Source organism: Rheinheimera marina (genome assembly GCF_042654345.1).
In the GTDB taxonomy this organism is placed as follows: domain Bacteria; phylum Pseudomonadota; class Gammaproteobacteria; order Enterobacterales; family Alteromonadaceae; genus Pararheinheimera; species Pararheinheimera marina.
Map to the genome: position 1 here is coordinate 14,100 of NZ_JBHSGB010000013.1, position 26,977 is coordinate 41,076.

General features: G+C 54.4%; 29 protein-coding genes. 9 read left to right on the plus strand and 20 right to left on the minus strand.

What is annotated here, in order from left to right; genetic code table 11:
• Positions 1–12 precede the first annotated feature (12 nt).
• The 5 genes from ACFO3I_RS14560 to ACFO3I_RS19135 all read left to right on the plus strand — a co-directional run bounded on the left by ACFO3I_RS14560 (position 13) and on the right by ACFO3I_RS19135 (position 2,994).
• Positions 13–345, plus strand: coding sequence for an ArsR/SmtB family transcription factor (locus ACFO3I_RS14560; protein WP_000447876.1), 333 nt, complete (start codon positions 13–15; stop codon positions 343–345).
• Positions 342–1,109, plus strand: coding sequence for an arsenical resistance protein ArsH (arsH, locus tag ACFO3I_RS14565; RefSeq protein ID WP_001239389.1), 768 nt, complete (start codon positions 342–344; stop codon positions 1,107–1,109). The genes ACFO3I_RS14560 and arsH overlap by 4 nt, the downstream gene beginning before the upstream one ends.
• Positions 1,106–1,612 (plus strand): arsenate reductase ArsC, encoded by a 507-nt coding sequence (locus ACFO3I_RS14570; protein WP_000140066.1) that lies wholly within the window; start codon positions 1,106–1,108, stop codon positions 1,610–1,612. Before arsH ends, ACFO3I_RS14570 begins: the two co-directional genes overlap by 4 nt.
• Positions 1,609–2,676 (plus strand): ACR3 family arsenite efflux transporter, encoded by a 1,068-nt coding sequence (gene arsB, locus ACFO3I_RS14575; protein ID WP_001272375.1) that lies wholly within the window; start codon positions 1,609–1,611, stop codon positions 2,674–2,676. Before ACFO3I_RS14570 ends, arsB begins: the two co-directional genes overlap by 4 nt.
• A gap of 189 nt (positions 2,677–2,865) precedes the next feature.
• The gene (locus ACFO3I_RS19135; protein ID WP_001346185.1) at positions 2,866–2,994 is read left to right on the plus strand and encodes a hypothetical protein; all 129 of its coding nucleotides are present in this window, start codon (positions 2,866–2,868) and stop codon (positions 2,992–2,994) included.
• 36 nt (positions 2,995–3,030) lie between these two features.
• Here ACFO3I_RS19135 and ACFO3I_RS14585 read toward each other — a convergent pair whose 3' ends face one another.
• The 12 genes from ACFO3I_RS14585 to guaB form a co-directional block, all read right to left on the minus strand.
• Positions 3,031–3,255: a type I toxin-antitoxin system ptaRNA1 family toxin gene (locus ACFO3I_RS14585; RefSeq protein WP_000211355.1), complete on the minus strand. Its 225-nt coding sequence runs from the start codon at positions 3,253–3,255 to the stop codon at positions 3,031–3,033.
• A 63-nt stretch (positions 3,256–3,318) separates the two neighbouring features.
• The gene (locus ACFO3I_RS14590; protein WP_000213809.1) at positions 3,319–3,567 is read right to left on the minus strand and encodes a hypothetical protein; all 249 of its coding nucleotides are present in this window, start codon (positions 3,565–3,567) and stop codon (positions 3,319–3,321) included.
• Positions 3,568–3,571: 4 nt separating this feature from the next.
• Positions 3,572–4,999 carry a P-type conjugative transfer protein TrbL gene (gene trbL, locus ACFO3I_RS14595; protein ID WP_001405816.1) on the minus strand — a complete coding sequence of 476 codons (1,428 nt, stop codon included), beginning with the start codon at positions 4,997–4,999 and terminating at the stop codon, positions 3,572–3,574.
• Positions 5,000–5,009: 10 nt separating this feature from the next.
• A complete protein-coding gene (gene trbK / locus ACFO3I_RS14600; protein ID WP_000718002.1) occupies positions 5,010–5,246 on the minus strand; it encodes an entry exclusion lipoprotein TrbK in 237 nt (78 codons plus the stop codon).
• A gap of 12 nt (positions 5,247–5,258) precedes the next feature.
• Positions 5,259–6,038, minus strand: coding sequence for a P-type conjugative transfer protein TrbJ (gene trbJ / locus ACFO3I_RS14605; protein ID WP_000836966.1), 780 nt, complete (start codon positions 6,036–6,038; stop codon positions 5,259–5,261).
• Positions 6,039–6,178: 140 nt separating this feature from the next.
• Positions 6,179–6,367, minus strand: coding sequence for a FitA-like ribbon-helix-helix domain-containing protein (locus ACFO3I_RS14610; protein WP_000024442.1), 189 nt, complete (start codon positions 6,365–6,367; stop codon positions 6,179–6,181).
• A gap of 1,032 nt (positions 6,368–7,399) precedes the next feature.
• Positions 7,400–8,281: a replication protein C, IncQ-type gene (gene repC / locus ACFO3I_RS14615; RefSeq protein WP_000743064.1), complete on the minus strand. Its 882-nt coding sequence runs from the start codon at positions 8,279–8,281 to the stop codon at positions 7,400–7,402.
• Positions 8,268–9,095, minus strand: a complete 828-nt coding sequence (locus ACFO3I_RS14620; RefSeq protein ID WP_001162384.1) for a helicase RepA family protein — start codon at positions 9,093–9,095, stop codon at positions 8,268–8,270. Before ACFO3I_RS14620 ends, repC begins: the two co-directional genes overlap by 14 nt.
• A 4-nt stretch (positions 9,096–9,099) precedes the next feature.
• A complete protein-coding gene (locus ACFO3I_RS14625; RefSeq protein ID WP_001179606.1) occupies positions 9,100–9,321 on the minus strand; it encodes a helix-turn-helix transcriptional regulator in 222 nt (73 codons plus the stop codon).
• Positions 9,322–9,468: 147 nt separating this feature from the next.
• A complete protein-coding gene (locus ACFO3I_RS14630; protein ID WP_000954590.1) occupies positions 9,469–10,671 on the minus strand; it encodes a tyrosine-type recombinase/integrase in 1,203 nt (400 codons plus the stop codon).
• A 304-nt stretch (positions 10,672–10,975) separates the two neighbouring features.
• Positions 10,976–12,553 carry a glutamine-hydrolyzing GMP synthase gene (gene guaA / locus ACFO3I_RS14635; RefSeq protein ID WP_377335131.1) on the minus strand — a complete coding sequence of 526 codons (1,578 nt, stop codon included), beginning with the start codon at positions 12,551–12,553 and terminating at the stop codon, positions 10,976–10,978.
• 62 nt (positions 12,554–12,615) lie between these two features.
• Positions 12,616–14,085: an IMP dehydrogenase gene (guaB, locus tag ACFO3I_RS14640; protein ID WP_377335133.1), complete on the minus strand. Its 1,470-nt coding sequence runs from the start codon at positions 14,083–14,085 to the stop codon at positions 12,616–12,618.
• 135 nt (positions 14,086–14,220) lie between these two features.
• On the opposite strand from guaB, the gene xseA reads away from it, so the two are divergent.
• The 4 genes from xseA to ACFO3I_RS14660 all read left to right on the plus strand — a co-directional run bounded on the left by xseA (position 14,221) and on the right by ACFO3I_RS14660 (position 17,470).
• Entirely contained in the window at positions 14,221–15,558 is a 1,338-nt protein-coding gene (xseA, locus tag ACFO3I_RS14645) for an exodeoxyribonuclease VII large subunit (protein WP_377335135.1), read from the plus strand.
• 4 nt (positions 15,559–15,562) lie between these two features.
• Positions 15,563–16,018 (plus strand): hypothetical protein, encoded by a 456-nt coding sequence (locus ACFO3I_RS14650; protein WP_377335137.1) that lies wholly within the window; start codon positions 15,563–15,565, stop codon positions 16,016–16,018.
• A gap of 87 nt (positions 16,019–16,105) precedes the next feature.
• Entirely contained in the window at positions 16,106–16,681 is a 576-nt protein-coding gene (locus tag ACFO3I_RS14655; protein ID WP_377335139.1) for a TetR/AcrR family transcriptional regulator, read from the plus strand.
• A gap of 75 nt (positions 16,682–16,756) precedes the next feature.
• Entirely contained in the window at positions 16,757–17,470 is a 714-nt protein-coding gene (locus ACFO3I_RS14660) for an SDR family oxidoreductase (protein WP_377335141.1), read from the plus strand.
• A gap of 42 nt (positions 17,471–17,512) precedes the next feature.
• Here the strand turns inward: ACFO3I_RS14660 and der are convergent, their stop codons facing one another.
• The 8 genes from der to rlmN all read right to left on the minus strand — a co-directional run bounded on the left by der (position 17,513) and on the right by rlmN (position 26,886).
• Complete coding sequence (der, locus tag ACFO3I_RS14665; protein WP_377335143.1) at positions 17,513–18,994, minus strand: ribosome biogenesis GTPase Der; 1,482 nt, start codon at positions 18,992–18,994, stop codon at positions 17,513–17,515.
• Between the two features lie 126 nt (positions 18,995–19,120).
• Entirely contained in the window at positions 19,121–20,305 is a 1,185-nt protein-coding gene (gene bamB, locus ACFO3I_RS14670) for an outer membrane protein assembly factor BamB (RefSeq protein ID WP_377335145.1), read from the minus strand.
• 9 nt (positions 20,306–20,314) lie between these two features.
• Entirely contained in the window at positions 20,315–20,950 is a 636-nt protein-coding gene (locus ACFO3I_RS14675) for a YfgM family protein (protein ID WP_377335147.1), read from the minus strand.
• 10 nt (positions 20,951–20,960) lie between these two features.
• Positions 20,961–22,235, minus strand: a complete 1,275-nt coding sequence (hisS, locus tag ACFO3I_RS14680; protein ID WP_377335149.1) for a histidine--tRNA ligase — start codon at positions 22,233–22,235, stop codon at positions 20,961–20,963.
• A 30-nt stretch (positions 22,236–22,265) separates the two neighbouring features.
• Positions 22,266–23,381, minus strand: coding sequence for a flavodoxin-dependent (E)-4-hydroxy-3-methylbut-2-enyl-diphosphate synthase (gene ispG, locus ACFO3I_RS14685; RefSeq protein WP_377335151.1), 1,116 nt, complete (start codon positions 23,379–23,381; stop codon positions 22,266–22,268).
• Positions 23,382–23,383: 2 nt separating this feature from the next.
• Positions 23,384–24,502, minus strand: a complete 1,119-nt coding sequence (locus ACFO3I_RS14690) for a RodZ domain-containing protein (protein ID WP_377335153.1) — start codon at positions 24,500–24,502, stop codon at positions 23,384–23,386.
• Complete coding sequence (gene pilW / locus ACFO3I_RS14695) at positions 24,492–25,739, minus strand: type IV pilus biogenesis/stability protein PilW (protein ID WP_377335155.1); 1,248 nt, start codon at positions 25,737–25,739, stop codon at positions 24,492–24,494. The genes ACFO3I_RS14690 and pilW overlap by 11 nt, the downstream gene beginning before the upstream one ends.
• A gap of 22 nt (positions 25,740–25,761) precedes the next feature.
• Positions 25,762–26,886: a dual-specificity RNA methyltransferase RlmN gene (rlmN, locus tag ACFO3I_RS14700; protein WP_377335157.1), complete on the minus strand. Its 1,125-nt coding sequence runs from the start codon at positions 26,884–26,886 to the stop codon at positions 25,762–25,764.
• Positions 26,887–26,977 lie beyond the last annotated feature (91 nt).

Consider the following 26,977-nt stretch of genomic DNA (forward strand, 5'->3'; position numbering starts at 1 on the left):
TATTATTGAAACATGGAAACGATAAATGCTGTAGCCGCCCTGGCGGCCATCGCTCAAGAATCGCGCCTCGCGGTGTTCCGGCTTCTCGTCCAGGCCGGCCCCGCCGGCATGGCCGCCGGAAAAATCAGCGAAGCGGCCGGCATCCCGCCGTCTTCGCTATCCTTCCACCTGAAAGAGCTGGCACACGCCGGCATGGTCACGTCGCGGCAAGAAGGCCGATTTGTGATCTACGAGGCGAACTTTTCGACGGCCACTAACCTGGTGGCCTTTCTCACGGAAAACTGCTGCGGCGGCCAGGTGTGCAACCTGTCTTGCACCACGGAAGCCGGGAAGGTGTTGGCATGAGACTTCGCCATCTTTCCGACCCCGATTCTTTGCCCGCTTTGGACAAATCCTTTGCCATCGAGCGCCCGGCGCTCGGGCTGGCACCCGACGCCCCGCCGGTGCGTATCCTGCTGCTGTATGGCTCGCTGCGCGCCCGCTCGTTCTCACGGCTGGCCGTCGAGGAAGCGGCCCGGCTGCTGCAATTCTTTGGCGCAGAAACACGCATCTTCGACCCGTCCGATTTGCCGTTGCCCGATCAAGTGCAAAGCGACGATCACCCGGCCGTCAAGGAGCTGCGCGCCCTGTCCGAGTGGTCAGAGGGACAAGTCTGGTGCAGCCCGGAACGCCACGGTCAGATTACCAGTGTCATGAAGGCGCAGATTGACCATCTGCCGCTTGAAATGGCCGGCATCCGGCCGACCCAAGGCCGCACCCTGGCCGTGATGCAGGTATCCGGCGGCTCGCAGAGCTTCAACGCCGTGAACACCTTGCGTCTGCTCGGCCGCTGGATGCGAATGTTCACCATTCCGAACCAGTCGAGTATCGCCAAAGCGTTCCAAGAGTTCGACGCGGCGGGCCGCATGAAGCCCTCGCCGTACTACGACCGAATAGCCGATGTGATGGAAGAACTGGTGCGCTTCACGGCGCTGGTACGGCCGCACCGTGAAGCACTGACAGACCGCTATTCCGAACGGAAAGCGGCCGGCCACGTCATCGACGAGGCCACCGATCTTTCATCCATCGCCATTGCTCCCCAGCCACTACCAGAAAGCGAAACATCATGACCGAAAGAATCTATAACGTCCTCATCCTCTGCACCGGCAATTCGGCGCGCAGCATCATGGCCGAAGCTCTCATCAACACGATGGGGCAAGGGCGCTTCCGCGCCTACAGCGCCGGCAGTCACCCAACCGGCAAGGTCAATCCCTTCGCCGTCGAAAAGGTGGAGTCGGTGAATTACCCGACCGAGAATCTGCGCAGCAAGAGCTGGGACGAGTACGCCACGCCCGACGCACCGAAGATGGACTTCATCATCACCGTCTGCGACAACGCCGCCGGCGAAATGTGTCCGGTGTGGCCTGGTCAGCCGATCTCGGCGCATTGGGGATTTGAAGACCCGGCCGCCGTCGAAGGCACTGACGCCGAGAAGCGCCGGGCCTTCGAACAAACCTTCCGGCACATGATGAACCGCGTCCGCCTGTTCGTGAATCTGCCTCTCAAAATGCTTGACCAGACGGCCATCAAGCGCGAGCTGGCGAACATCGGCAAGACCGAGCAGGAAGCATGAGCGCCGGCGCACAGGCCATCGCCGCGAAGCCGCGCCAGGCCCCGATGAGCGGCTTCGAGCGTTACCTGACGCTGTGGGTGGCCCTGTGCATCGTCGCCGGTGTTGCGCTCGGCCAGGGCCTTCCTGACGTGTTCCAGGCCATAGGCCGCATGGAAGTGGCCCAGGTCAATTTGCCGGTGGGCCTGCTGATTTGGGTAATGATCGTCCCGATGCTGGTCAAGATCGACTTCGGGGCGCTGCACCAGGTCAAAGAGCATTGGCGCGGCATCGGCGTCACGCTGTTCGTGAATTGGGCCGTCAAGCCATTCTCGATGGCCCTGCTGGGGTGGCTGTTCATCCGACAAGTGTTCGCTCCGTTCCTGCCGGCCGATCAACTGGACAGCTACATCGCGGGCTTGATCTTGCTGGCCGCCGCGCCCTGCACGGCAATGGTGTTCGTGTGGAGCCGCCTTACCAACGGCGACCCGCTTTTCACGCTCTCGCAAGTGGCTCTGAACGACGCCATCATGATCGTGGCCTTCGCGCCCATCGTCGGCCTGCTGCTGGGCATGTCCTCGATCTCGGTGCCTTGGGACACGCTGCTGATTTCGGTCGTGCTCTACATCATCGTGCCGGTGATCCTGGCGCAGCTCTTGCGGCGGCATCTGCTCAAGCAAGGACAGGCCGCCTTTGAACGGGCCATGCAGAAGATCGGGCCGTGGTCGATGGCCGCGCTGCTGCTGACGTTGGTTCTACTGTTCGCCTTCCAGGGCGAGGCCATCATCCGGCAGCCGTTAGTGATCGCCATGCTAGCCGTGCCGATCTTGATTCAAGTGTTCTTCAATTCCGGGTTAGCCTACTGGCTGAACAAGCGGGCGGGGGAAAAGCACTCTGTCGCCTGTCCTTCGGCCCTGATCGGTGCCAGCAACTTCTTCGAGCTGGCCGTGGCGGCCGCCATCAGCTTGTTCGGTCTGCACTCCGGCGCTGCATTGGCAACCGTGGTCGGCGTCCTGGTCGAAGTGCCGGTGATGCTGCTGGTCGTGCGCGTGGTGAATCGCTCGAAGAGCTGGTACGAACGAGGTTGAACATGAGTAGGAAAAAACTGAGGAAATGATTGCAGATTGCCGCGCCGGCCGCTTCCTGGCGCATTCGATCACTGACCTGGAACACCTAGTATCCATGCTTGCTGAGGTCGCCCGATGACAGACCCAAAGAACCTAGAGAACAGGCTGCATGAGAAGGCCGACACGGCCCGCGCCGTTTCCACTGGTCGGGTGCGCTACACACTGGCCGAACTACTGGCCGACGCGGAAGCATCCGGGGCTTACCCGCTGCCGCCGGAGGAACGCGAATGGATGGATGCGCCGTCTGTGGGTCGGGAATGGCCAAACAGTGAAGATTGAAAAAGGCGGCCAGTTCGAGTGGCCGCCCTTTCGTCATTAGCTGCACGCTTGGCGCAAGGCGTTCATTGCTTCTTGAAAATCAGCCTGTGTCGCCCGGCCCGTTTCAGCTTGGTAGTACACCACCATAAAAGCATTAGCGACGGCTTCGGCCAATGGCCCAAGGCTCCGCGCTTCCGCTTGGTTGATGTACTCCAAAGAAGAAAGAATAGCCGCTGCTTGATGCACTGCTTGCCCTGGTTCGATAATATGTTGTGTTGTCATAATTCACCTCTCCAGTAGGTGTTGATTGAAAGTGCCGGGCTGGTTGTGGCCAGCCCGGTGCGCCTACAGGTACAGCCCCGCCGCCTCCGCGAATGCTGACCGCTCATTCCTGCCGCCATTAACCTCAATACTTATCGGCTTAGTTTCGCTCTCTCTCATAGGGTCTGGCCGTGATACAAAAGCGGCTGTTTCTGTCTCTGCATCGACCTCGGTCGATTGATCACCCAGCGGCGAAATAAATACCTGGCTGACTTCTTCCCTTGGCGCTTCATCCAGGGCCGCCAATGCGGCCATGTATGTTGATGTCGTCATCGTGCTAACTCCTGACTTCGTTACTATCTGGGCCAGAATCGGCGCCCAAGCTATTGCCCTCGAACTGGCCAGATTGGCTTGCTTCTTTCGGCTCCATGCTTTCGCGTATCGAAGCAGCCAGTTTTCCGCCTGTGGTTTCGCTCACTCGCTCCTGGAATCCCTGCTTCACTTGAGAGCCGACACCCTTGGCTAACTCGGAGGCCGTGCCTGTGGCCAGCTTCGCGGCCTTGGCAAAGCCGCCACCGCTTGAGCTACTGCCGCTGTCACCAAAGCCAGCCGCTTGGGCGAATGGGCTACTGCCAGCAGTACCCGCTTCACCACCACCGTTTCCGCCACTGCTGACAACTGACCCCATGCTGGACATGTCACCGCCGGTTTCCATACTCGCTGATGCTTTCTGAAAAGCCGCTTGGAGTGCACTTGCACCTCCGGCTGCACCGGCTGCGGCACCCATAACCGCTTTACCTGCCAGGGCAGCGCCGCCAGTTGCCATACTGGCCGCCGTCACCGCCGCCCCAACTGCCGCACCCGCACCGAAGTTTCCAATTCCACCGGCTGCGCCAATACCACCACCAGACACAAGACCAGAAATCATCGGCGGAACTTTGTTGACCAAGAAAAGCAAGATGACCGATATAACCAACATCACGGCCAGTTCCTGGGATGCCATGTTCTCGCTGATTTGCGTGTAGTAGTGATTGATGAACTCTTTGCCAATCGCAACCAGAAGCACCATTGCCATAAGCTGTGCGGCCAGGCCCAGCACGGTCTTGTAGTAATTGATCGCCATGTCGGAAGTCCAACGACTTCCACCAAAGCCAAGGAAGAACACACCGGCATACAACAGAATCCAGGCTGATGCGAGCAACAGCAACAGGTTGACCGCAATCAACGCCAGGACAAACAAAACAGCCAGGGCCATTAGCTCCATGACCAGAGCAGTTGCCATCTGCCGCCATCCCAGCTCCGAGGTGGCCTGTACTGTGCGGTTGTATAACTCGAAACCAAGATCAAGGATGCTGGAGGGCCCAAGATTGCTATTGGAAAGTCCCCCCGCCTGCGCGCCCAGAGTTTGCAATGACTGAACAATCGTACCGGCGATATTCATGCCCTGGTTCGCATTCGTCAGCAACCACCAGAAAAAGCCGGTGAAGATCGTGAAGCGAACGAACTCCGCGAAGAACTCGCCAATGTCGGCCTTGCGCAAAGCCATCATGCCGAATGTCCAGACCATCGAAATCACAACCAGCGTCCAGAACAAACGCGATGCAGCGGACTCAATAGCTGGCCCCCATGTTGCGGCAGCATCATGAAAACGCTTGAGCACATCATTCATAACACCGCTGCTACTTAGCTCCTGCGCCATTGCAGGTTCAGCCAGCACCATTGTGGCGACCATCATCAAGCCACCTAGAGCAATTTTCTTTCTCATGGCGACCACCTCAATAATCATCTTTAGGGCTGGGCTTGAACTCCCACTGACGCATCTGCTTGGCCTTCTGGAATGCTCTGCATTCCTCGGTAAAGGCCTCTCGGTTCGCTTCGCTGCGCATTTCATTCAGTGCTGCCTGGAACGCATCGGGGGCACACGTCGCCGCATTTGGTTCGGGCATCCTTTCCTGTTCACATCCAGCCAACAACAGCAACGTAGCCGCGGTAGTAAAAAAGATTTTTTTCATCTCACCGCCTCCCTAGTAGTTGTCTGCCGGACTCGGGCGAAACGTCCAGGTACGCATTTGCTCGGCCCTGGCATCACCTCGCGCCTCGGCATCGAGTTCTGCTGCAATCCGGGCTGCCTCCGCGTTGTGTTGGGCGGTCAACATGGTGCGAATCTGCAAGAGCTGATTGGCCTGCTGGCTGGCGAGCTGGTTGGCGTAGCCGATGGCCTGTAGCTGGCCAGTTGCACCCTGGGCCGCGCCTTGCAGCCGCTCCAGGGTACGGGCGTCATCCTTCAAAGCCTTTTGCTGGTCGGCAACGGTCTGGAACAGGGCATCGTTGGCCTTCTTTTGCGACTCTGACGCCAGGCGGCGGTTCTCTTCCATCGCTGCCTTTTCGGCCGGCGTGCATCCGCCGCTGCCGTTGAAGCATGGCGAGCTGCGGTAATAGGCCACGTCCTGAAACTTGGCCAGGTAACGATCCAGGCTGCCTAGCTGGTTCTCGTAATAGGCCAGCGTGTTTTGCGCGGCAATCAGCCGGTTGATCGTAGTCTGCGCCTGATCCCAGATATACGCGGCTGGGGCCATCGTGTTCTGGAGCTGATTTTCGTACTGCTGCAACTGGGTCTGGTACTGCTCAATCTGCTTGAGCGTCTGCGCCACCGACTCGATGGCCGTCATGATGTTCTGGGCCAGGTTGCCGCCGTCGATGACGGGGATACCAGCTTGCACAGGGGCGGTGGTAGTGGTGATAAAGCCGGTTGCGAGTGCAACGGCTAGAGCGGTTTTTTTAGCCGCTAAAATTTTGGACTTCATGGTCGTACTCCGTCGATGAAAAGAAGGCATTGCCTTGACCAAGCGTTGTGCTTGTTCTCGGCAACGTTTCATCGAAGAGCTACGCCACTAGCTGATCGGTATTGCCCTTGGCGCTGAGGCCCGGACTTACAAACGTAAAACTACTCTGTTTTTTTATCGCTTTCGGACAAGCCAACTTCCCGGCCAATCTCTTCAAGCTCTAGCGGCTGTACTGCCGCCGTCAGTATTTCGCGTATTTCCGCGTCGGTGCTCCTATCGTTGAGCGCTGCTCGAACTTTCAACGCACGGTGCACCTCGGCGGGTAAATTCCTGATAAGCACATTTGCCATATCAATACCCTTTTGGTGTACCCGACAACCATGCTATCAAAGATATTAAAAATAGCAAGACCTATACTCTTGCAACCGGCGGTAGCCGATCAGCCCCGCAGGGCAGGATTCCCGTTGAGTGCCCCCGGCGCGAATAAGGGACAGTGAAGATAGATAACCGGCTTGCCGGTTAGCTAACTTCACCCATCCTGCCCGCATTTCACCCACTATTGAAAATCTAGCGCATATCGAACGTAAAGCGTTTTATCGTCAAACAAACACCGATTCTTGGCAACATAACCGTAATCGTCACCAAATCGGCCTGCAATCGACATAGTCGCTTCAAAATCGCTGCTCAATCGGCTTTAAATCGGAACCTAAAATGCCAACAATCGACACAAACCATTCGCCCCGATGGGGCGAGTTGGACGCCAAAAAAGAAGGGCATAACCCGCCCCTCAAGTGTCAATGAACACAAGAAATTTGCCTCCCCTCCCGTCATACCACTAAGGCGACGTATTGATACTTGAGGGGCAACCTTTCCTGATGTTGACACCTTCACGCAGGTTACTGGTTATGGGCGTCCAACACACACGGCTCATTCCTGCTTGGTAATAATAAGAATAATAATCTTCTTATTATTCTTACCGAACGAATGGGCACTGCTTAGCCATTTCACGTTTCGAGCCAAGGTTTCAGTACAGATAACTACAAGTGCACACAGCGGCCCTCCAGCACCGTTAGACGCAGATTCTGCTTCAGCTCATGGAATAAGGGACTCCGGGTTGTTTTCCCCTCTCACAAGGCGTTTCAGCGGCCACTGAAGCCGCCTTCTCTTCTTGGCGTTAAACCATCGGCCTATGGCCGATTGATAAAGCCCGCCAGGGCTTTATTGGCAAGGTCAGAACGCGCCCTCAAGGCGCGAGCTGCACCGCGCATGATGGATTATCTTTAGATAATCTTGGATGGATTTCCCAAACTGCCCGCAAAGCAGCGCACCGTCTGGGTTTTCCAAATTGGGACGGGGAACGTTACGACGGCAGAAGGGGAGCGTTACGACGGTAACAAGGGAACGTTACGACGGTAAACGGGTGCAGTTGCCGTGGGGCCAGGCCTCTTGATCTCCCATTTTCCCTTGGCGTATTCGTTCACTACCCAACCCACGGCGGCAAGTTCGGCCAGTGCCTTCCGGGCAGTCTGACGGCGTTTTTTCATAGCTTCGGCATTGGCTTCATCTGGCCAGACATAGCCGCAAAGCGTGTCCAGTTCCACGCGCCCGGATTTGCCGGGGTCGATCCAGCCGCATAGCCGTTGGTGCATCAGCCGTGCCGGATCAGTCTGTAGCACCCGCACTTCCGCCATGTCGATACGGGCATATGGACGATGCCCCAGGATCGCTTCGGCAATACGCGGATTCAGGGCAACCCATAGCCTGCCGTCCGTCTCGTCAAAAGCATGACTCATCAGGTGGAACGCGGCTTGCCGCCGTCCCTTCGTCACAAGGATGGTGACGTTCGACATGCGCAGCAGGCTGGCTTTGAGCGCCTTGATGTTGTCGCCGCTATCCGTCATGCCCGTTTCTGAGAGCAGTTTGGTCAGGCTCTCACGAACCACCAAGCCGTCTTGCTCAATGGCTTCGAAACGGGGTTCAAGGAATAGCCGTAGCTGTCGCCCCGTCTCACTGGTCGGTTCCGGGGTTAGCAAGATGCCGTTCGGGCCGCCAAGGGCCACGATGCCTTGCAAAAGACGCATATCATCGGCCCCGAGAGGTTCGAATCCGACGAAACGCATGGATTCGTCCTCGCCAAAGGTGTAGGTCACGTCCAGCTTGCAGCGTTTGCGATCGCCACGCTTGAGGCTGCGGAACAGGCCAGGTGCCAAACAGTGCGCGGGATCATGTCGGACGTGGGTCAGGTCATGCTTAGGCTTCTTCACGCTGTCTCCTTTTCACCTTGCACTGCCGCTCCAGTACAGCAGGCTTCAACACGCCGCCGTCGTGCCGTCTAAACCAGAGTTCTTGAAAAGGTGCGCCATAGTTGGCCTTGCTGACGCCAAAGCGGACAAAATACCCACGCTGACAATCATCGACCCCCAGTATCTCGGCCTCGCCTTGCGTCATGCCGGATAGGTACGATTGCCAACGGATGTTATCAACCAGTACGGACGATCCACGACTGGCCTGCTGTTGATCGCCCGACCCCATCATGGCTGCGCTTTTACTCGCGTGGTGCAGAAACACAATGGAGCAGCCTGTATCAGCGGCTATGGCCTCCATGTGCCCAACAACCTGCGCCATCGGCCCGCTAGCGTTCTCCTCCTCAATGTGGAAGCGCCGCAAAGTGTCCAAGATCATCAAGCGACGACCTTCAGCGGCTCGTTTGAGAGCATCGAACCAGCTAGCAGCCATGATGTTTGGGCATTTACCGATCAAGGGTTCAATGAGCAAACCATCAGCCACGGCTTGCCGTTCCGCTGCGCTGAGGTGTGCCCCAAGGGCGTGCAGACGATGGTGAATAGCGGCCGGTGGATCTTCAGCAGGCAGATAGACCACTTGCCCGGTGGGAAACTCGCCTATTTCAAGTAAATCAGGCCCGCCTGCAATCTGTGCAGCCAATTGAAGGGCCAACATGGATTTACCAGCCCCACCAGGCGACACAAGAGCACCAACAGTGCCAGCAACCATATTAGGCAGAACATAATCAATGGGTGGCGGCAATTCCGTGAAAGCCGCCATAAGATCAAGAGCCATATAACTAGCCCTCTATAGGGCCAGGTCGCGCAGCTTGATCACCCGATGATTTACGTGCCTCAATCCACTCTTCGACCTCTGACAAATCCCAGGCGACATTTCTACTGGTTAACGCGATACGGCGTGGAAAATCCCCTCGCTGCTCCAGGTTATAAATTGTTCGTGTCGAAAGCGGGATCATCTCCAGGAGCTTCTTCCTGTTGATGAGGGTCTTTATATTTTGCATGGGTCAATACCTCTCAAATGAATAGTTGCTATTCATCGAGTAGCTGCGCGAAGCAGCTAATCGGTAATTGACCTGCCCGATGCCAATGGCGGCCTTATTTATAAATTCACGGCATCAACTTCAATGCTATCAAAGATAGCAAAAACATCAACCCTTACTGCCTCCCGAAGTCCACTCATCAATCATATCGGCCCAATCCTGCAACATCGCCGCCCGCTGCTCGCGGTACTCAGCCTTGTTGTAGACAGCCCTCACGCCCTTCTGCTCGTGCGCCAGGCACTTCTCGATCCAGTCGGTGTTGTAGCCGGCCTCATGCAACAGCGTGCTGGCTGTGCGCCGCAAATCATGCGGTCCGAACTTGGTAAGTGACTTCCCATCTTTCTGCGCCGCCTTGTAAGTCAGCGTCAGCACCTGGTTAAGTGTGGCAGCGCTCATCGGCGCATCCGAGTCGTACCGTGATGGCAAAACGAAGTCGGAACCACCGGCAAAGGTTTTCATGGCAATGAAAATATCCAGAGCCTGCTGGGACAGAAATACCAGGTGCGGGTTACGGCGTTTCATCCGCTCCTTTGGAATCGTCCACAACGCTTCGCTGAAATTGATCTCGCTCCAGGTCGCATTGGTCAGCTCGCTCTTGCGCACCATCGTCAGCAATAACAGCTTGGCCGCCGCACGGTTTGTTGGGCTTGTGCCCACTCGCTCCATGTACTGGTACATCAGCCCAATTTCTTCTGGCGTCAACGCTCGGTCACGTGGCTCGAATCGAGCGATGCTTGTTGGGCGCACCAGTTCTGCCGGGTTTTCGACCTTCTGCCCACGCTCGATGGCCCAGCGAAATACCTGCAACACGATTTCACGCACATGAACGGCGGTGGCCGGTGCGCCTCGCTCAACAATGGCATCAGCCAGCGCCCGCAAGTCTTCGTGGGTGATCTCCACCAGCTTCTGATTGCTGAATTTCGGCTTCAGCTCACGCTCATAAACCGAGCGGCGCATATCGCGGGTGGAGTCGGCCATCTGGTAGCCACGCAGCCACTTCTCCGCCCAGGCACCGAACGTCTCTGCATCTTTCACCCGCGCCTTGTCTCGGGCTTTCTCCTTGGCCGGCGACTTGCCCGCCGCAACCATCTTCTTGGCGTCACCCAACAGCTCGCGGGCTTCGGCCAGGGTGATGCCACCGACACCATAACGCCCAAAGGTGATGGTCTCCTGCCGACCGTTGATTGAGTAGTTGTAACGGAACGAGATGGAGCCGGCTGGAGTCACTGCCACATAGAGACCTTCCCGGTCATTCACTTTGTAGAGTTTGTCCCTGGGCTTGAGATTGCGCAGCTTGGTATCGGTCAGCATGTACCTTGTCCTTCTTCGTCTCCGATACCATGCTGAAAAAATCTCGAATTTATCGTATTTTTTCTTACGAAACAGTAACTTATAGAATATTAATACCATGAACACACAAAAGAACGCAGCATGGTATCGGCATCAATCATGGCATCGCCAAACCATAATACCAGCTTTAATGCCATGCTCAAACGGTGCTTGGCGCTTCCTCCCGTTGCCAGATCGTGCCAAACACAAACAAAAAAAAGCCCGCAATTACGCGGGCTTAGCGGCATTTCATGCCATCAGGTGCCTGGCTGTGCCAGACGCGGAATCATTCCCACTCAATAGTGGCTGGAGGCTTGCCCGACACATCATAAACCACACGGGAAATACCGTTGATTTCGTTGATGATGCGGTTCGAAACATGGCCCAGCAGGTCATAAGGCAGATGCGCCCAATGTGCGGTCATAAAGTCGATGGTTTGTACGGCGCGCAGTGATACCACCCAATCGTACTTACGGCCGTCACCCATTACACCGACAGATTTCACTGGCAGGAACACCACAAAGGCCTGACTGACCTGATCGTACCAACCGGCTTTGCGCAGCTCTTCGATAAAAATAGCGTCGGCACGACGCAGTAAGTCACAGTACTCTTTTTTCACTTCACCCAAGACCCGAACCCCTAAACCAGGGCCTGGGAACGGGTGACGGTACAGCATGTCGTACGGCAGGCCTAAGGCCAGACCCACTTTGCGTACTTCGTCTTTAAACAGCTCACGCAGCGGCTCGACCAGACCCATTTTCATATCGGCAGGTAAACCACCGACATTGTGGTGCGATTTAATCACATGGGCTTTACCGGTTTTCGAAGCGGCCGATTCAATCACGTCCGGATAAATAGTGCCTTGCGCCAACCAACGGGCGTTTTTCAGCTTTTTCGATTCTTCGTCGAACACTTCAACGAACACCCGACCGATAATCTTCCGCTTGGCTTCCGGATCGTTTTCACCTTTAAGGGCATCGAGAAAACGCTGCTCGGCATTGACATGTACAATGTTCAGACCGAAGTGGTCACCAAACATTTCCATCACCTGCTCGGCTTCGTTTAAACGCAGCAGGCCGTTATCAACGAACACACAAGTCAGATTCTTGCCAATGGCACGGTGTAACAGCATAGCGGTGACTGACGAATCGACACCACCAGACAGCCCCAGGATGACCTCGTCGTCACCCACTTGCTGCTTGATAGACGCAACCGCATCTTCAATGATGGTGGCCGGCGTCCACAGTTTTTCACAACCACAAATCTGCACCACAAACTGTTCCAGCATACGCAGGCCCTGTTTGGTATGGGTCACTTCAGGGTGGAACTGCACACCGAAGAATTGTTTGTCTTCGTTGGCCATAGCTGCGTGTGGGCAGGTAGCTGTGCGGGCTGTGGTGACAAAACCTTCAGGGATGGCCACCACTTTGTCGCCATGGCTCATCCAGACATCCAGTTCAGCAATGCCTTGGGCGTTGATGTGATCTTCAATACCACTGAATAAGGTACCCGGCGCGACCAGCTCCACCTGTGCATAACCAAACTCACGGTGTTCAGAACTGGCCACTTTACCACCCAGCTGTTCCGCCATGGTCTGCATGCCGTAACACACACCTAATACCGGCACACCAGCTTCAAACACATACGCTGGCGCACGTGGCGAACCGGCTTCGGTGACGCTTTCCGGACCACCGGACAGAATAATACCTGTAGGGGCAAACTCTTTAATTTGCTCAGCGGTCACGTCCCAGGCCCACAGTTCACAATACACACCTATTTCGCGCACGCGGCGGGCGATCAGCTGGGTGTACTGCGAACCGAAGTCGAGGATCAGAATGCGGTGGAAGTGAATGTTTTTGCTCATACTTGCTTTGTCATCCGTATAAAAAGTAACAGGGCCGACAGACGCCGGCCCCGGAGAAAGGCTTAACCCAGACGGTAGTTCGGGGCTTCTTTGGTGATTTGCACGTCATGCACGTGCGATTCACCCATACCAGCTGACGTCACTTTGACAAACTGCGTCTTGGTACGCACATCGGTGATGGTTGGACAGCCAGTCAGCCCCATGGATGAGCGCAGACCGCCCATTTGCTGGTGAATAATATTCTCGATTGGGCCTTTATAGGCCACGCGGCCTTCTATGCCTTCTGGTACCAATTTCTCAGCGTTGTTACTGCCTTGGAAGTAACGGTCTGAAGAACCGTTGCGCTGCGCCATAGCACCCAGCGACCCCATACCACGGTACGATTTGTAGTAACGGCCTTGGTACAGCTCCACTTCACCCGGTGCTTCTTCTGTACCGGCAAACATAGAACCCACCATCACGCAGTGCGCTCCGGCAGCCAAAGCTTTCGCTACGTCACCAGAGAAGCGGATGCCGCCGTCAGCAATGATGCAAACGTCAGTGCCTTTTACGCCTTCCACCGCGTCAGAAATCGCGGTCAGCTGAGGCACGCCACAACCAGTCACAATGCGGGTGGTACAGATAGAACCTGGGCCTATACCTACTTTAACAGCGTTCGCACCGGCTTCAGCCAGAGCACGGGCCCCTTCAGTGGTCGCCACGTTGCCCGCTACAATTTGCAGGTCCGGGTACATAGCGCGGGTTTGCTTGACGCGGTCGATCACACCTTGTGAATGGCCATGCGACGTATCAATCAGCAGAATATCGACACCAGCTTCCACCAACGCAGCAATACGCTCGTCTGTGCCCGGGCCTACACCCACAGCAGCGCCAACACGTAAGCGGCCAAATTCGTCTTTACAGGCATTGGGTTTGCTGGCGGCTTTGTTGTAATCACGAACCGTGATCAAGCCTTTGAGTTTAAAACTGTTGTCTACCACCAGTACCTTCTCGATACGGTGTTTGTGCATCAGTTGCAATGCATCGGCACGTGGCGCCGATTCGTTCACGGTAACCAGGCGATCTTTTGGCGTCATTACGGATGAAATAGGCGCCTGCAGATTGCTTTCCACGTTTAAGTCGCGGCCAGTGACAATGCCCACCAGATTCTGTTGCGCATCGACCACAGGGAAACCAGAGAAGCCATGTTGAGCCGCCAGTTGCTGTACGTCGCGGATGCTTTGTTCAGCGCGCACAGTGACAGGGTCAGACACTACACCACTTTCGTATTTCTTTACTTTGCGAACATTGGCAGCCTGTTCTTCAATGGTCATGTTTTTGTGGATAAAACCCAGGCCACCTTCCTGTGCCAGAGCAATAGCCAAACGTGCCTCGGTGACAGTGTCCATTGACGCTGAAACCATAGGAATGTTCAGAGTAATTTTGCTGGTTAATTGAGTCCGCAGGTCTGCGGTATGAGGAAGTACGGTGGAGTGCGCCGGTACAAGTAACACATCGTCAAATGTAATGGCTTCTTTCACGATCCTGAGCATTGCAACAATCTCGCTGTTAAAGATAAGGGGAATGTTGCGGCGCAATTTTATCCGCTTTTCAGCCCGCGAACAATCAGTTTTTCGCTTTTGTGGTAAAGTGACGCCAAATCCGCTAGTTATCGATAAGAAGCAGCCATGTCTCAGGCCGATATTTATACCGTGTCCCGCCTCAACTCAGAAGTCCGCCTGACGCTGGAACTGCAGTTTAAGCAACTGTGGCTGGTGGGTGAAGTGTCCAACTTTGTCGCTGCTTCTTCCGGCCATTGGTATTTCACCCTGAAAGATCAGGCGGCACAGGTCAAAGTCGCGATGTTTAAGCAGGCCAACCGCTATGCCAGCCTGCAACCCCGTAGTGGCCAGCAAGTGCTTATTCGCGCCCGCATCAGCGTGTATGAACCCCGCGGTGAATACCAGCTGCTGGCAGATATGATTGAACCGGCTGGCGATGGCTTGCTGAAACAACAGTATGAACAACTGAAGGCTCAGCTGGCTGCCGAAGGCCTGTTGGCCCCTGAGCGCAAAAAACCATTGCCAGGCCTGGTCAAACGGGTGGGCGTGGTGACGTCTCCAACAGGTGCCGCTATCCGCGATATTCTGACCGTGTTGCAACGCAGGGCGCCAGCCCTTGAAGTCGTGATTTATCCAAGCCAGGTGCAAGGCGCGACTGCAGCTCAGCAATTGGTGCAGGCGCTGCAAAGTGCGATACGCCGCAACGAGGTGGACGTACTCATTATTGGCCGGGGCGGCGGCTCATTAGAAGATTTGTGGTGTTTTAATGATGAAACCCTGGCCAGACAAATCGCCTGTTGCCCCATTCCGACTATCAGCGCAGTCGGCCATGAAATCGATTTTACTATTGCTGATTTTGTCGCAGATATGCGGGCAGCAACGCCCTCTGCCGCAGCCGAACTGGTCTCGCCTGATCAGCAGCAACAGCTACAATTGCTGCAAAAAAATGCGGCCCGGCTGCAGCAAAGCATGCAGAATTACCTACGCAGTAAAAGCCCTGCGCTGCAACACCTGCAACATCGACTGCAGTTACTGGACCCGGCTCGTCGGCTGCAGCAACAACAGCAACGTCTCGACGAGTTGCAGCTGGCTCTAACCCGCGCCTTGCAGCGACAGCTGCAGCAGTTCACACAACGGGTTGCTCAGCTTGAACAGCGGGTTTACCAGCAGAACCCGGCCTTGCAGTTATCCCGTCAGGCGCAGCAGCTAAATCAGCTGCAACAACGACTGAAACAAGCACTACAAACTCAGCTGCAACAAAAGCAGCAGCATTGGCTGCTGTTTAGCAGCCGCCTCAATACCGTCAGCCCTTTGGCAACCTTGCAACGGGGTTACAGCATTAGTTTGACTGCAGAAGGCAAGGTCGTGACCAGTGCCGCGCAGCTGCAGCCAGGAGATCAGCTAGAAAGCCGGCTGGCTCAGGGTACGGTGATCTCGGTGGTCAGCCACACTCAGCAGGATTAGCCTGGTGCCAGCGCAGTTGGATCAATTGGCTCAGCATGTCGCCCGGCTTCTGGGGCCTGCAGATTGGGGTATAGGCGGCAGTTACCTGCTGTATTGCCACGGCTTAGTTCAGCAGGCTCAGGATCTGGATTTAGTCTGCAGCCCGCAGTTTTTCCCAACAGCCCGCTCGTTATTGCTTCCATTAGGCCGGGAGCTTGCGATGGTCCCCCACCCAGAATACTGCAGCCAGCATTTCTGCCGCATTCAGACCGTTTCAGGTGTCATCGAGTTAATGGCCGGTATTCAGGTGCGGCGGCAGCAGCAATTGCATCAGTTTGTATTCGACCCACTCAGCCTGCAATTCCGGCATGGTTTGCCTTTGATGCAACTGGCAGACTGGCTCCAGCTTTATCAGCTATTCGACAGGCCTCAACGCGTCGCCTTACTTGAACAGCATCTAACACAAAACAGCAGCAACTGAGCTTTTTAAACACCACCGGAAAAAACTGTTGATCTTTTCACCAATCATAAATATGATAACCATCATATTATTTAGACAGGATTAGCAATGAGCACCTTGACTAAAAAAGAGCAGACCCATTTGCGCATTCTTGACACAGCGGCCAGACTGATCCGGCAACAAGGCTTTGAAGCCTTATCAGTTGGCGTGCTGATGAAAGAATCGGGCCTGACTCATGGTGGTTTTTACGCTCATTTTGTCAACCGTGATGCCTTGTTAGCTGAAGCACTGGCGCATGCCCGCTGCCAGAGCGCTGAGCAGCTCCAAACGGAGCTGTCCGCTCTTGTCCGTCAGGGCCAAGCGCCATTGCAGGCCTTTATTGAGCTCTATTTGTCAGAAGCACACCTGAGTGCTGCCAAACAGGGTGAAGGGTGCCCGCTGTCAGCACTGGGGTCAGAGTTATTCCGTCTGACCAGTGAAGGCCGGGTCATTGCTCAGGATTGCATAGAAGGGTTTGTCGGTCTGCTTCAGCAGTTGCAACCCAGTCTGGCCAAGGAGCAAGCCTTCGCACTGTTCGCAAGCCTGATGGGCGTAGTGCAACTGACACGCAGTATGCCGGACCCGCAGCAAGCGCATAGCTACCTGACTGCCAGCCGGAACCAGTTACAACAGCAGTACCTTTAGTCCTTAAACCATGCAGGGGTAACTCTGCTTTATCTTAACTTAAAATATGATAAACATCATATATTGGAACAAGCGATGAATTTTGAAAATGCAGTGGTACTGATCACCGGCGCAAACCGAGGCCTGGGCCTGGCTTTTGCCAAAGAAGCATTAAAACGTGGAGCCAAAAAAGTCTATGCTGCGGCACGCAACCCGGCCAGCATCACCTTAGAAGGCGTAACGCCGGTGCAACTGGATGTCACCAATGCAGCAGAAGTGCTGCGGGTTGCACAGGAGCTGAAGGACGTCACGCTGTTGGTCAATAATGCAGGGGTGGCTGAACTGGGCCCTATTCTGGCCGACGATGCTGTTACCATGATGCAGCGTCAGCTGGACGTGAACCTCTATGGCCCACTGCGCTTAAGCCAGGCGTTTGCTCCAACACTAAAAGCCAATGGTGGCGGTGCAATTGTCAATGTTCTGTCGATTGCCAGTTGGATCACAGGCCCGTTGCTGGCGACTTATTCAGTCACCAAGTCTGCGGCCTGGTCCATGACCAACGCCTTACGCCAGGAGTTACTGAGCCAGAATACTCAGGTACTGGCCCTGCATGTTGGCTTTATCGACACCGATCTGACCAAAGGCCTTGAAGTGCCTAAAGTGACGCCAGAATTTGTCGTTGCACGCACCTACGACGGTCTGGAACAAGGTTTGTCTCAGGTGCTGGCCGACGAGGGAACCCAACAGGTGCATGCGGCGCTGTCCGGTTACCCGGATATTTACCTGAAAGCCCTGCCAGAACACGGCTAAGCGTTACAGCAAAAGCAAAGGGCCGCAATGCGGCCCTTTTTATTACTTCTTGTTCGCCAGATTCGCTCTGGCTTTTAAGATGCGGTCCCGCTTGTAACGCTGGTTAGGCGTCAGGTTTTCGCGACGCTGGGCAAATGGGTTATCGCCTTCACGGAATTCTACACGTACAGGGGTTCCCATCATCTGCAATGACTTGCGGTAATAGTTCATCAGGTAACGCTTGTACGAATCAGGCAAGTCCTGAACCTGATTACCGTGAATGACGATCATAGGCGGGTTGTAACCACCGGCGTGGGCGTATTTCAGTTTAACCCGGCGGCCGTTCACCAGCGGCGGCTGGTGATCTTCCTGCGCCATTTTCATAATACGGGTCAACAGTGCAGTGCTGACACGGCGGGTGGCCGAATCAAAGGCTTCTTCAACGGATTCAAACAGGTTACCGACCCCTGAGCCGTGCAAAGCTGAGATAAAATGCAGACGGGCAAAGTCGATAAAACCTAAACGGCGGTCTAACTCGCGTTTCACTTCGTCTTTCACGCCATCGTCCAGACCATCCCATTTGTTGACCGCAATCACCAGAGAACGGCCCGCATTGAGTACATAACCCAGAATGCTCAGGTCCTGATCGGAAATGCCCTGACGGGCGTCCAGCACCAGGATCACCACGTTGGCATCTTCAATGGCCTGCAGGGTTTTAATAACGGAAAACTTTTCGACCATATCGTCGATTTTACCGCGACGACGCACACCTGCGGTGTCGATCAGCGTGTACTCACGTTCACCCCGGGTCATCGGAATATAAATCGCATCCCGTGTGGTCCCGGGCATATCAAACACCACCACCCGTTCCTCACCCAGAATACGGTTGGTCAGCGTCGACTTACCCACGTTAGGACGGCCCACAATAGCCAGCTTAATGTGTTGATCGCGGGCCGCTTTACTGTCTTCACCCTCAGCGAAGGTTTCATCGTCTTCCAGCTGATCCGGGTCTTCACCCTGCTCGATGGCATGAATACGTTCCTGCTGCTGTTCAGACAACAAAGGCAATAACGCCGTTTGCAGCAAGGACACCACGCCGCGGCCATGCGCTGCCGCTATGGGATACACTTCACCCAAACCCAGGCTGTAGAAGTCGGCCACTGCGGTGTCTGCGTCCAGGCCGTCGGTTTTGTTGGCAACCAGAAAGACTTTTTTGTTGATGCGGCGAATGTGAGACGCGATGGCTTCGTCGGCAACCATGGCACCGGCACGCGCGTCGACCATAAACAGCACCACATCGGCTTCGTCGATTGCTTTAAGCGACTGCTCTGCCATCTCGACTTCAATGCCTTGCTCATTGCCGTCGATACCCCCGGTATCCACCACAATAAATTCGTAACCTTCGTATTTGACCGTGCCGTACTTACGGTCACGCGTCAGGCCCGGAAAGTCGGCCACCAGCGCATCGCGGGTCCGGGTTAAACGGTTAAATAACGTTGATTTGCCAACATTGGCACGGCCGACTAACGCCACTACAGGTAACATGTTTTACCTCAAATCCAATCAAAGGTTGTGCTTTAAACACAACAAGGGGCCTTCACAGGCCATGAAACAACAGGGTCGGGATGTGAAACTCACAGCCCGACCCTGTATTTTAACTGCTCAGTGCTATTAAGGTAAACGAATTAAACTCAGCTCACCTTCACGGGTCTGGATCACCAGGTCGTCACCGTTCGTTACACCTTGCGTATAAAAGCCGGAACCATAGCTGAACTGACCGACAAACTCACCGCTGTTTTTATCCAGCCAGAACAGATTGCCTTCGACATCGCCAATAGCCAGGTAGTCTTTATACACCGCAGGACCGGTTAACATATGTTTGTTCAGGCCCATCTGCGACCATTGCTCCAGACCATTACGGCGGTCGATCGCAAAGATTTTACCCGTGCTGTCAACGATATAAATAGTGCTGCCTTCAATTGCCATATCGCGGAAGGTCGAGTATTCACGCTTCCAGACCGGACGGCCGGTACGCAGGTCCAATGCCGTCAATTCACCATTGTAAGCGATAGCGTAAATCATACCGTCAACAATGATTGGAGTGGCATCCACATCGTTCATCCGCGACAAATCGGTGGCACCTTTTGGTACGGCGATCGCCTGCTCCCACGCCAGCACACCTTTATCGGCAATCAGCACGGCCACTTTACCTGCACCAGAACCGAAGATCACGCCACCACTGGCGATCACAGGCTCACTGGTGCCGCGTAAACTTAATAAAGCCGTTTCCTGCTCATGCTTCCAGCGTTGCTCACCTGTATCCGGGTGCAGTGCAAACACAGAACCTGCAGAAGTGTTCACCACCACAAAACCGTCACCTGCAGCCGGGCTGGCAATCACTTCGCCGCCCACTTTCACCCGCCAAACCAGCTCACCGGTTTCCGGATTTAACGCAATCACGTCACCATTTTCACTGCCAACATAAATTTTATCGTAGCCAGCGCTGACGCCACCAGACAGGCGCGCGGTTTCGTCAGACCAGAAATTCAGCGAATCCAGCAAACCAGCGGAGCCGTCGGTACGGGCGTCGAAGGTCCACAGCTTTTTGCCAGTCTCTCGTTCGAACGCCATCACATAACCAGCGCGGCTGGCAGCAAAAACTTTGTCACCAAGGATTAATGGCTTCAGCGCAGAATCGTAATGTTCAACACCATCGCCGACCGACGCACTCCAGATTTCATCTGGTTTTATTTTGTTGCTGATGTCCGGGTACACCAGTTCATCTTTGGATGAACAGGCGCTGAGCACAGTCAGCAGCGCCAGAACCACACCGGCGCGATTTAAGGATAACTTCACAAAACCACCTTATGCTGCAGTTACATGCGCCAGTTCGTCTAACTTCACTTTCAAAATTGGGCTTTGACTATCTTTGCTGGCCGATTGTGCTGCCAGGTAAGCTGTCTTGGCTTTGGCTGCCTCACCGGCTTGTAACAACGCATCGCCTTTTAATTCTTCTTGCTGGGCTTTAAATGCCTCAGGCAGCGCAGCAGCCAGAGTGCTCAGTGCAGCAGCATGATCTTTCTGCTCCAGTTGAACCCGGGCCAGACGTAATTGCGCCAGCGCTTTCATTTCTGGCTGTTTGGCTGAGCTCACTACAAAATTCAGTGACTTCACAGCTGCTGCATAATCTTTTTTCTCTACAGCTTCTTTGGCGGCAACAAAGGCGGCCAACATAGCGTAAGAAGAATCAGCGTTGGTATCGACAAAGCTCTGGAATTGCTGTGCCAGCTCGGTGCTGTCATCAGCCTGAGCTTTTTCCAGTAACTGGCTGTAAGCCTGAGACTGCGTCATAGTTTTTTCTAACTGGCTGCTTTGGTAATAACGCCAACCGTACAGACCACCTAATCCCAGTACGACACCTGCCGCAATAGCCAGACCGTTTTCTTTCCAGAAGCGTTTAATCGCCTCTACCTGTTGTTCTTCGGTATTGTAAATTTCCATTCAAATTCCCTTAAATCAGCTCGCTCAGCACGCCGCTTAATTCACTTAGTTTGATATTGTGTTGCGGCTTGTCTTCACGCAGCCATTTTAATGTCACTTCACCTTGGGCCAGTTCAGTCTCGCCCAGCAATAAACCCAGTGCAGCACCAGACTTATCGGCTTTTTTCAGTTGTTTTTTCAGGTTACCGCCACCGCAGTGCAGCATCAGTCGCAGACTGGGCAGAGCGTCGCGCAGCTGTTCGGCAATAGAAACTGCGGCAAGTTCCGCGGCTTCTCCTAACGGCATCAGATAAAGATCGGTTTGCGCAGGCAGTACAGGCATCAGCTCCAGCGTTTGCAGCAATAATACCAGCCGTTCCAGACCTAAGGCAAAACCCACGGCAGGCGTCGCTTTGCCGCCCAGCTGCTCAACCAGGCCATCATAACGGCCACCGGCACAGACGGTGCCTTGAGATCCCAGGTTAGTGGTCACCCACTCAAATACTGTTTTATTGTAATAATCCAGACCACGCACCAGACGCGGGTTAATGTCAAAGGCCACACCAGCAGCTGTCAGACGCTGTTTTAAACCTTCAAAATCTGCTTTGGATTCGTCATCCAGATGATCCAGCAACTGTGGTGCTTTGCCCAACATCTCTTGCATGGCTGGATTTTTGCTGTCCAGTACCCGCAACGGATTGCTGTACAAACGGCGCAGGCTGTCTTCATCCAGCAGCTCTTTGTGCTGCTCTAAATAAGTGACCAGTGCAGCACGGTAATCGGCCCGGGCCTGGTTAGAGCCTAAGGAGTTCAGCTCCAGTTTGACGTAAGACGACAGCCCCAGCTGCTTCAGCATACGGGCGCTCAGTAAGATCACTTCAGCATCAATATCCGGACCGGCCATACCAAAAGCTTCCAGACCGAATTGATGGAACTGGCGGTAACGGCCTTTTTGTGGCCGCTCATGGCGGAACATCGGGCCCATATACCACAGGCGCTGTTCCTGGTTGTACAGCAGGCCATGCTGGTTGGCCGCACGCACACAGACGGCGGTGCCTTCCGGGCGTAACGTCAGGCTGTCACCGTTGCGGTCAGCGAAGGTATACATTTCTTTTTCAACAATGTCGGTGACTTCGCCAATCGAGCGTTTAAACAGCTCAGTCATCTCAACGATTGGAAAACGGATTTCCTGATAGCCGGCGTTTTGCACTGTGGTGCGCAGCACCTGTTCAATGTGCTGCCACTGGCCTGTTTCTGCCGGTAAGCAGTCATTCATGCCACGAATGGCCTGGATATCTTTTGACACTACAAACTCTCTTTTTGCAAAAAGCCGGGCTTAATCCAGCTGTTTGATTTCTATTTGGCGCTTTTTCTCGTCCAGATACGCACGTACCTGAGCTTCCAGTTGCTCTGCTACCTGACTGTTGTCAATCCGCAGTTTTTGCCGCTGACCATTGACATAAAAACCACTCATCCGGTTCGCACCTGCCACCCCAAGGTCGGAAATCAGCGCTTCGCCCGGGCCGTTGACGACACAACCAATCACCGACACGGTCAGCGGGTCGACCACATCTTCCAGCCGCTGCTCCAGCTCGTTCATGGTTTTGATCACGTCAAATTCCTGCCGGGAACAGCTTGGGCAGGCAATGAAGTTAATACCACGGGAACGAATACGCAGCGACTTCAGAATATCAAAGCCCACTTTCACTTCTTCAACCGGGTCGGCGGCCAATGAAATCCGCAAGGTATCACCAATACCTTCGGACAACAGCATGCCAAGACCAATAGCCGATTTCACCGAACCAGAGCGGGCGCCGCCAGCTTCCGTTATGCCTAAATGCAAAGGCTGTTTAATTTGTTTGGCGAGCAAACGGTAAGCACCAACGGCAAGAAACACGTCGGACGCTTTGACTGAAACTTTAAACTGGTCGAAGTTCAGCCGGTCCAGGATCTCCACATGACGCATGGCGGATTCCACCAGAGCTTCCGGCGTCGGTTCGCCGTATTTTTCCTGCAGGTCCTGCTCCAGCGAGCCACCGTTCACGCCAATACGAATTGGAATATTGCGGTCTCGCGCCGCTTCCACCACTGAACGGATCCGATCTTCCCGGCCTATATTGCCCGGGTTAATCCGCAAACAATCGGCACCGTATTCTGCGACCTGCAGTGCGATACGGTAGTCAAAATGGATATCTGCCACCAGAGGGATTGGCGCACGCTGTTTGATGAGCTTAAAGGCTTCCGCTGCGTCCATGGTAGGCACAGACACCCGCACCATATCGGCACCGGCTTTGGCAATGGCTTCAATTTGTGCCAGCGTGGCTTCCACATCGGTGGTTTTGGTATTGGTCATCGACTGTACTGAAATAGGGGCATCGCCACCTACCAGCACAGTACCGACTTTAATTTGTGTCGACTGACGTCTTTTAATCGGGTTTTCAGCGTAACTCATTCTCACTGTCCCAAAGTTAAACGGGCCACCCGGCCTTGTGCATAACCGGATAAATCTACCGCCTGGCCATTAAAGCTCAACTGCACAGACGCTGCGTTGCCGAGCAACACTTTCACTGGCGCTACGCCGCTCAGGGTCAGGCTCTCACCGGCACTACGTGCGCCAAAAGCCAGGCGTTTGCCAGCCGCATCAGTAATTTCGACCCAACAGTCACCACTGAATGTCAGGCTTAAGCTGCTGTCGTCATGCTGGGTTGCGGTCGTGTTGGCCGACACTTCAGCAGCTGCCGGGCTATTCAGATTTGCAGTGTTCTGCTCTGTTTGAGTCGCAGTCGGTGTTGGGGTTTCTGTTGTAACCACAGCCGGTTCAGTCTGGTTTTGCGGCAATGTTTCGCTCTGCTGTGCAGGGCTGTTATTCACTTCAGGCTCTGCGGTGATCTGCGGCACTGTGGTCGCAGCTTCTGTCGTGGTTGAAACTGTGGTTGCAGGAGCTGTGGTAGGTAAAGGTGCAGCCAGTTGTTCTGCTACCTCGCCTGTCGTCTGCGCCGTGTCGCTTAAACCGGATTCAGTGCCGGTATCCTCAGCCACTGCGCTGTCTGATGCGGTCACCCCATTGTCAGCTTCATTGGTCCAGCCCGCAGCATTGGCATTCTCTTCCTGCTGCTGTGCAGTCTGCTCGGCTTCCACCATCGGCAGTGGCGCGGATACGGCCTGGCCGTCAAACCGGTTTTGCCAGAAGTACATCACCAGTAACACGACAAAACTGACGACCACCAGCCAGGTCAACCAGATATAACGGATGTCGGTGGCTTCCTTGGCGGTTCGTTTGGAAAAGCTGCGGGTTAAACTGGGAGCCGGCTGCTGCCCTTTGTGTTCTTTGCTGTACTGCTCCAGCAAGGCTTTTTCGGGCAACTTAAGTAATTTGGCGTAAGAGCGCAAATAGCCCCGATAAAAGGTAGGTGACAGTTTGGCGTCGAAGCGATCTGATTCCAGATCCTCAATCAGGCTGGTTTTTAAATTCAGTTGCAAAGCGACTTGTTGCGCAGTCAGTTGCTGTTGCTCACGAGCCTGTTTCAGGCATTGTCCTACCGTAAGCGCAGTCTGCTCAAGTTCAGTTATCATAGTCCAAATATGCCGGATCTTTTAAGTAGATAAATTGGCCAGCCCGCAGCGGGCTTTGCTCCGTTAAATTGTTCCATTGCAGCAGGTGTGCGAGCTTTATATTGTAACGCAGCGAAATCTGCGACAGGGTTTCCCCGGGTGTCACCAGATGGCGCTGAGCTAATGTATTTTGCTTGGTACTGGCAGGTTCGTTCAGGTTCAGCCACTGGCCTTCCTGCAGACTCTCACCAGGGCGCAACGCGTTCCAGCTGATTAGGTCGCTCATAGTAACACCGTATTGCTGCGCTATGCCAGCCAAGCTTTCATTGGCTTTGACCTGATGCTGGCGAGCTGCTTTTTTGCTCGCCTCTACTGCGGCTTTTTTCCGCACAATTTTAATACGGGGCTGGGTTGCACTGTCAGTAGCATCAGCTTCAGTGCTTGCCAGATATCGCTGTCTGAGTGCACTGAATTCAGATTTTGTCAGTTGCTGTTGACTCAGTAACAAGGCTTCCCGACTTTGCGGGTAAAGGCTGAGTAATTGTTGCTCCGCCTCTTGCATTGCGGGCCAGTGCTGTAGCTCCTGAGCCACTTGATAACTCAGCAGCAACACAGGGGCGGACAACTGAGAGGCGCGTTGCATCAACTCCAGCGTTTGTGCCGCCAACTCCAGCTGTTTGGTGGCGTAGTACAAAGCAGCCGAATTAAACTGGGCGCTGGGCCGGGTCGCATTATGAGTCAGAGACAGATTGAGGTAATGCCTGGTTTTGCTAAAGTCGTTTTGTTCGAGCGCACAAAGAGCAAGGTTCTCATAGCTGTCGGCAACACGAAAATAACCAGGCCTTTCAATCGCTTCCAGCAACAACTGCTCAGCCTGCTGATACTGCCCCTGCTGACAAAGGTAAGCGCCGAAGTTGTTGTAGGAATCTGCATTGTCAGGTTCGAGTGCCATCGCCTGCCGGTAGGATTCGACCACAGCATCATGGTCTTGCACCTGTTGGTAATAGTATGCCAGCGCGTTATGCACCTCGGCCAGCTGTGGCGCCATTTGCAGCGCTTTATCCAAATTGTATTTGGCTTGAGATTTATCGCCGACTTGCAGGTAGTTAATGCCCAAAGCGACCCGGGTGCGGGCCGCTTCCGTCATATTACGGTTGGGCTGGTGCTGACGGTCGGCCGCCGTCACAGTGGTTTCTGTGACGCAGGCCGTCAAAGGGATACAGAGTACAACGCAGGTAAGCCAAGGCCATAGTTGCATAGTCTGTCCTTGCTGCTGGTTATTACACCATTTTTACTGAAATTGATTCACCTTTCATCTGTTTTTTCACCAGACGTTTGGTGCGGTCAATCACGTCCCCGACCAGTTGACCACAGGCCGCGTCAATATCGTCTCCGCGGGTTTTACGCACAATCACTGTGAAACCGTATTCCTGCAGCACTTTATTAAAGCGGTCAATGCGCGAGTTGCTGGAACGCTTATACGGTGACCCTGGGTAAGGGTTAAACGGGATCAAATTGATTTTGGACGGCGTGTCTTTCAAGGCCTTCGCCAGTTCATGCGCCTGATCCATGCTGTCGTTGATGCCGTCCAGCATCACATATTCGACAGTGACTTTGTCGTTGGCACGGGAATCGGCGACATAACGTTTGGACGCCGCCAGGAATTCTTCCATCGGGTATTTTTTATTGATCGGTACCAGTTCGTTACGCAGTTCATTGTTCGGTGCATGCAGTGAAATGGCCAAAGCGACATCAATTTTGTCTTTTAGTAAATCCAGTGCAGGTACCACACCTGAAGTACTTAATGTCACGCGGCGCTTGGACAGACCAAAGCCATAGTCTTCCATCATCAGTTCCATCGCCGGGACCACGTTGTTCAGGTTCAGCAAAGGTTCGCCCATACCCATCATCACCACGTTGGTCACTGGTTTTTCGCCGGTGTCGCCGTAGCTGCCGATGATCTGCGCCACACGCCAGACCTGGCCAATAATTTCAGACACCGTCAGATTGCGGTTAAAACCTTGTTGTGCCGTGGAGCAGAAAGAGCAATCCAGTGCACAACCCACCTGAGACGACACACACAAAGTACGGCGGTCTTTTTCCGGGATCCACACCGTTTCCACTTCCTGGCCACCAGATAAACCCATCACAAACTTAATGGTGCCATCGGCACTGTCCTGACGAGTCACCACATCCGGCGCTCGAATTTCGGCCTTGGCTTTGAGTTTGTCGCGTAACTTCTTGTTGATGTTGGTCATCTTGTCGAAGTCATCAATGCAGAAATGGTAAATCCACTTCATCACCTGATCGGCGCGAAAGCCTTGCTCCCCAATGGAAACAAAAAACTCTTTCATCTGAGTCCGGGTCAGGTCCAGCAGATTGACTTTGGTTTCGACAGCGCTCATCACAGCGTTCCTCACAACAAGATCTAACAATAGGTATAGGCGATTCTTTCAGTATGGTCATCACTAACAGATGACCACAGCAAACAGGAAA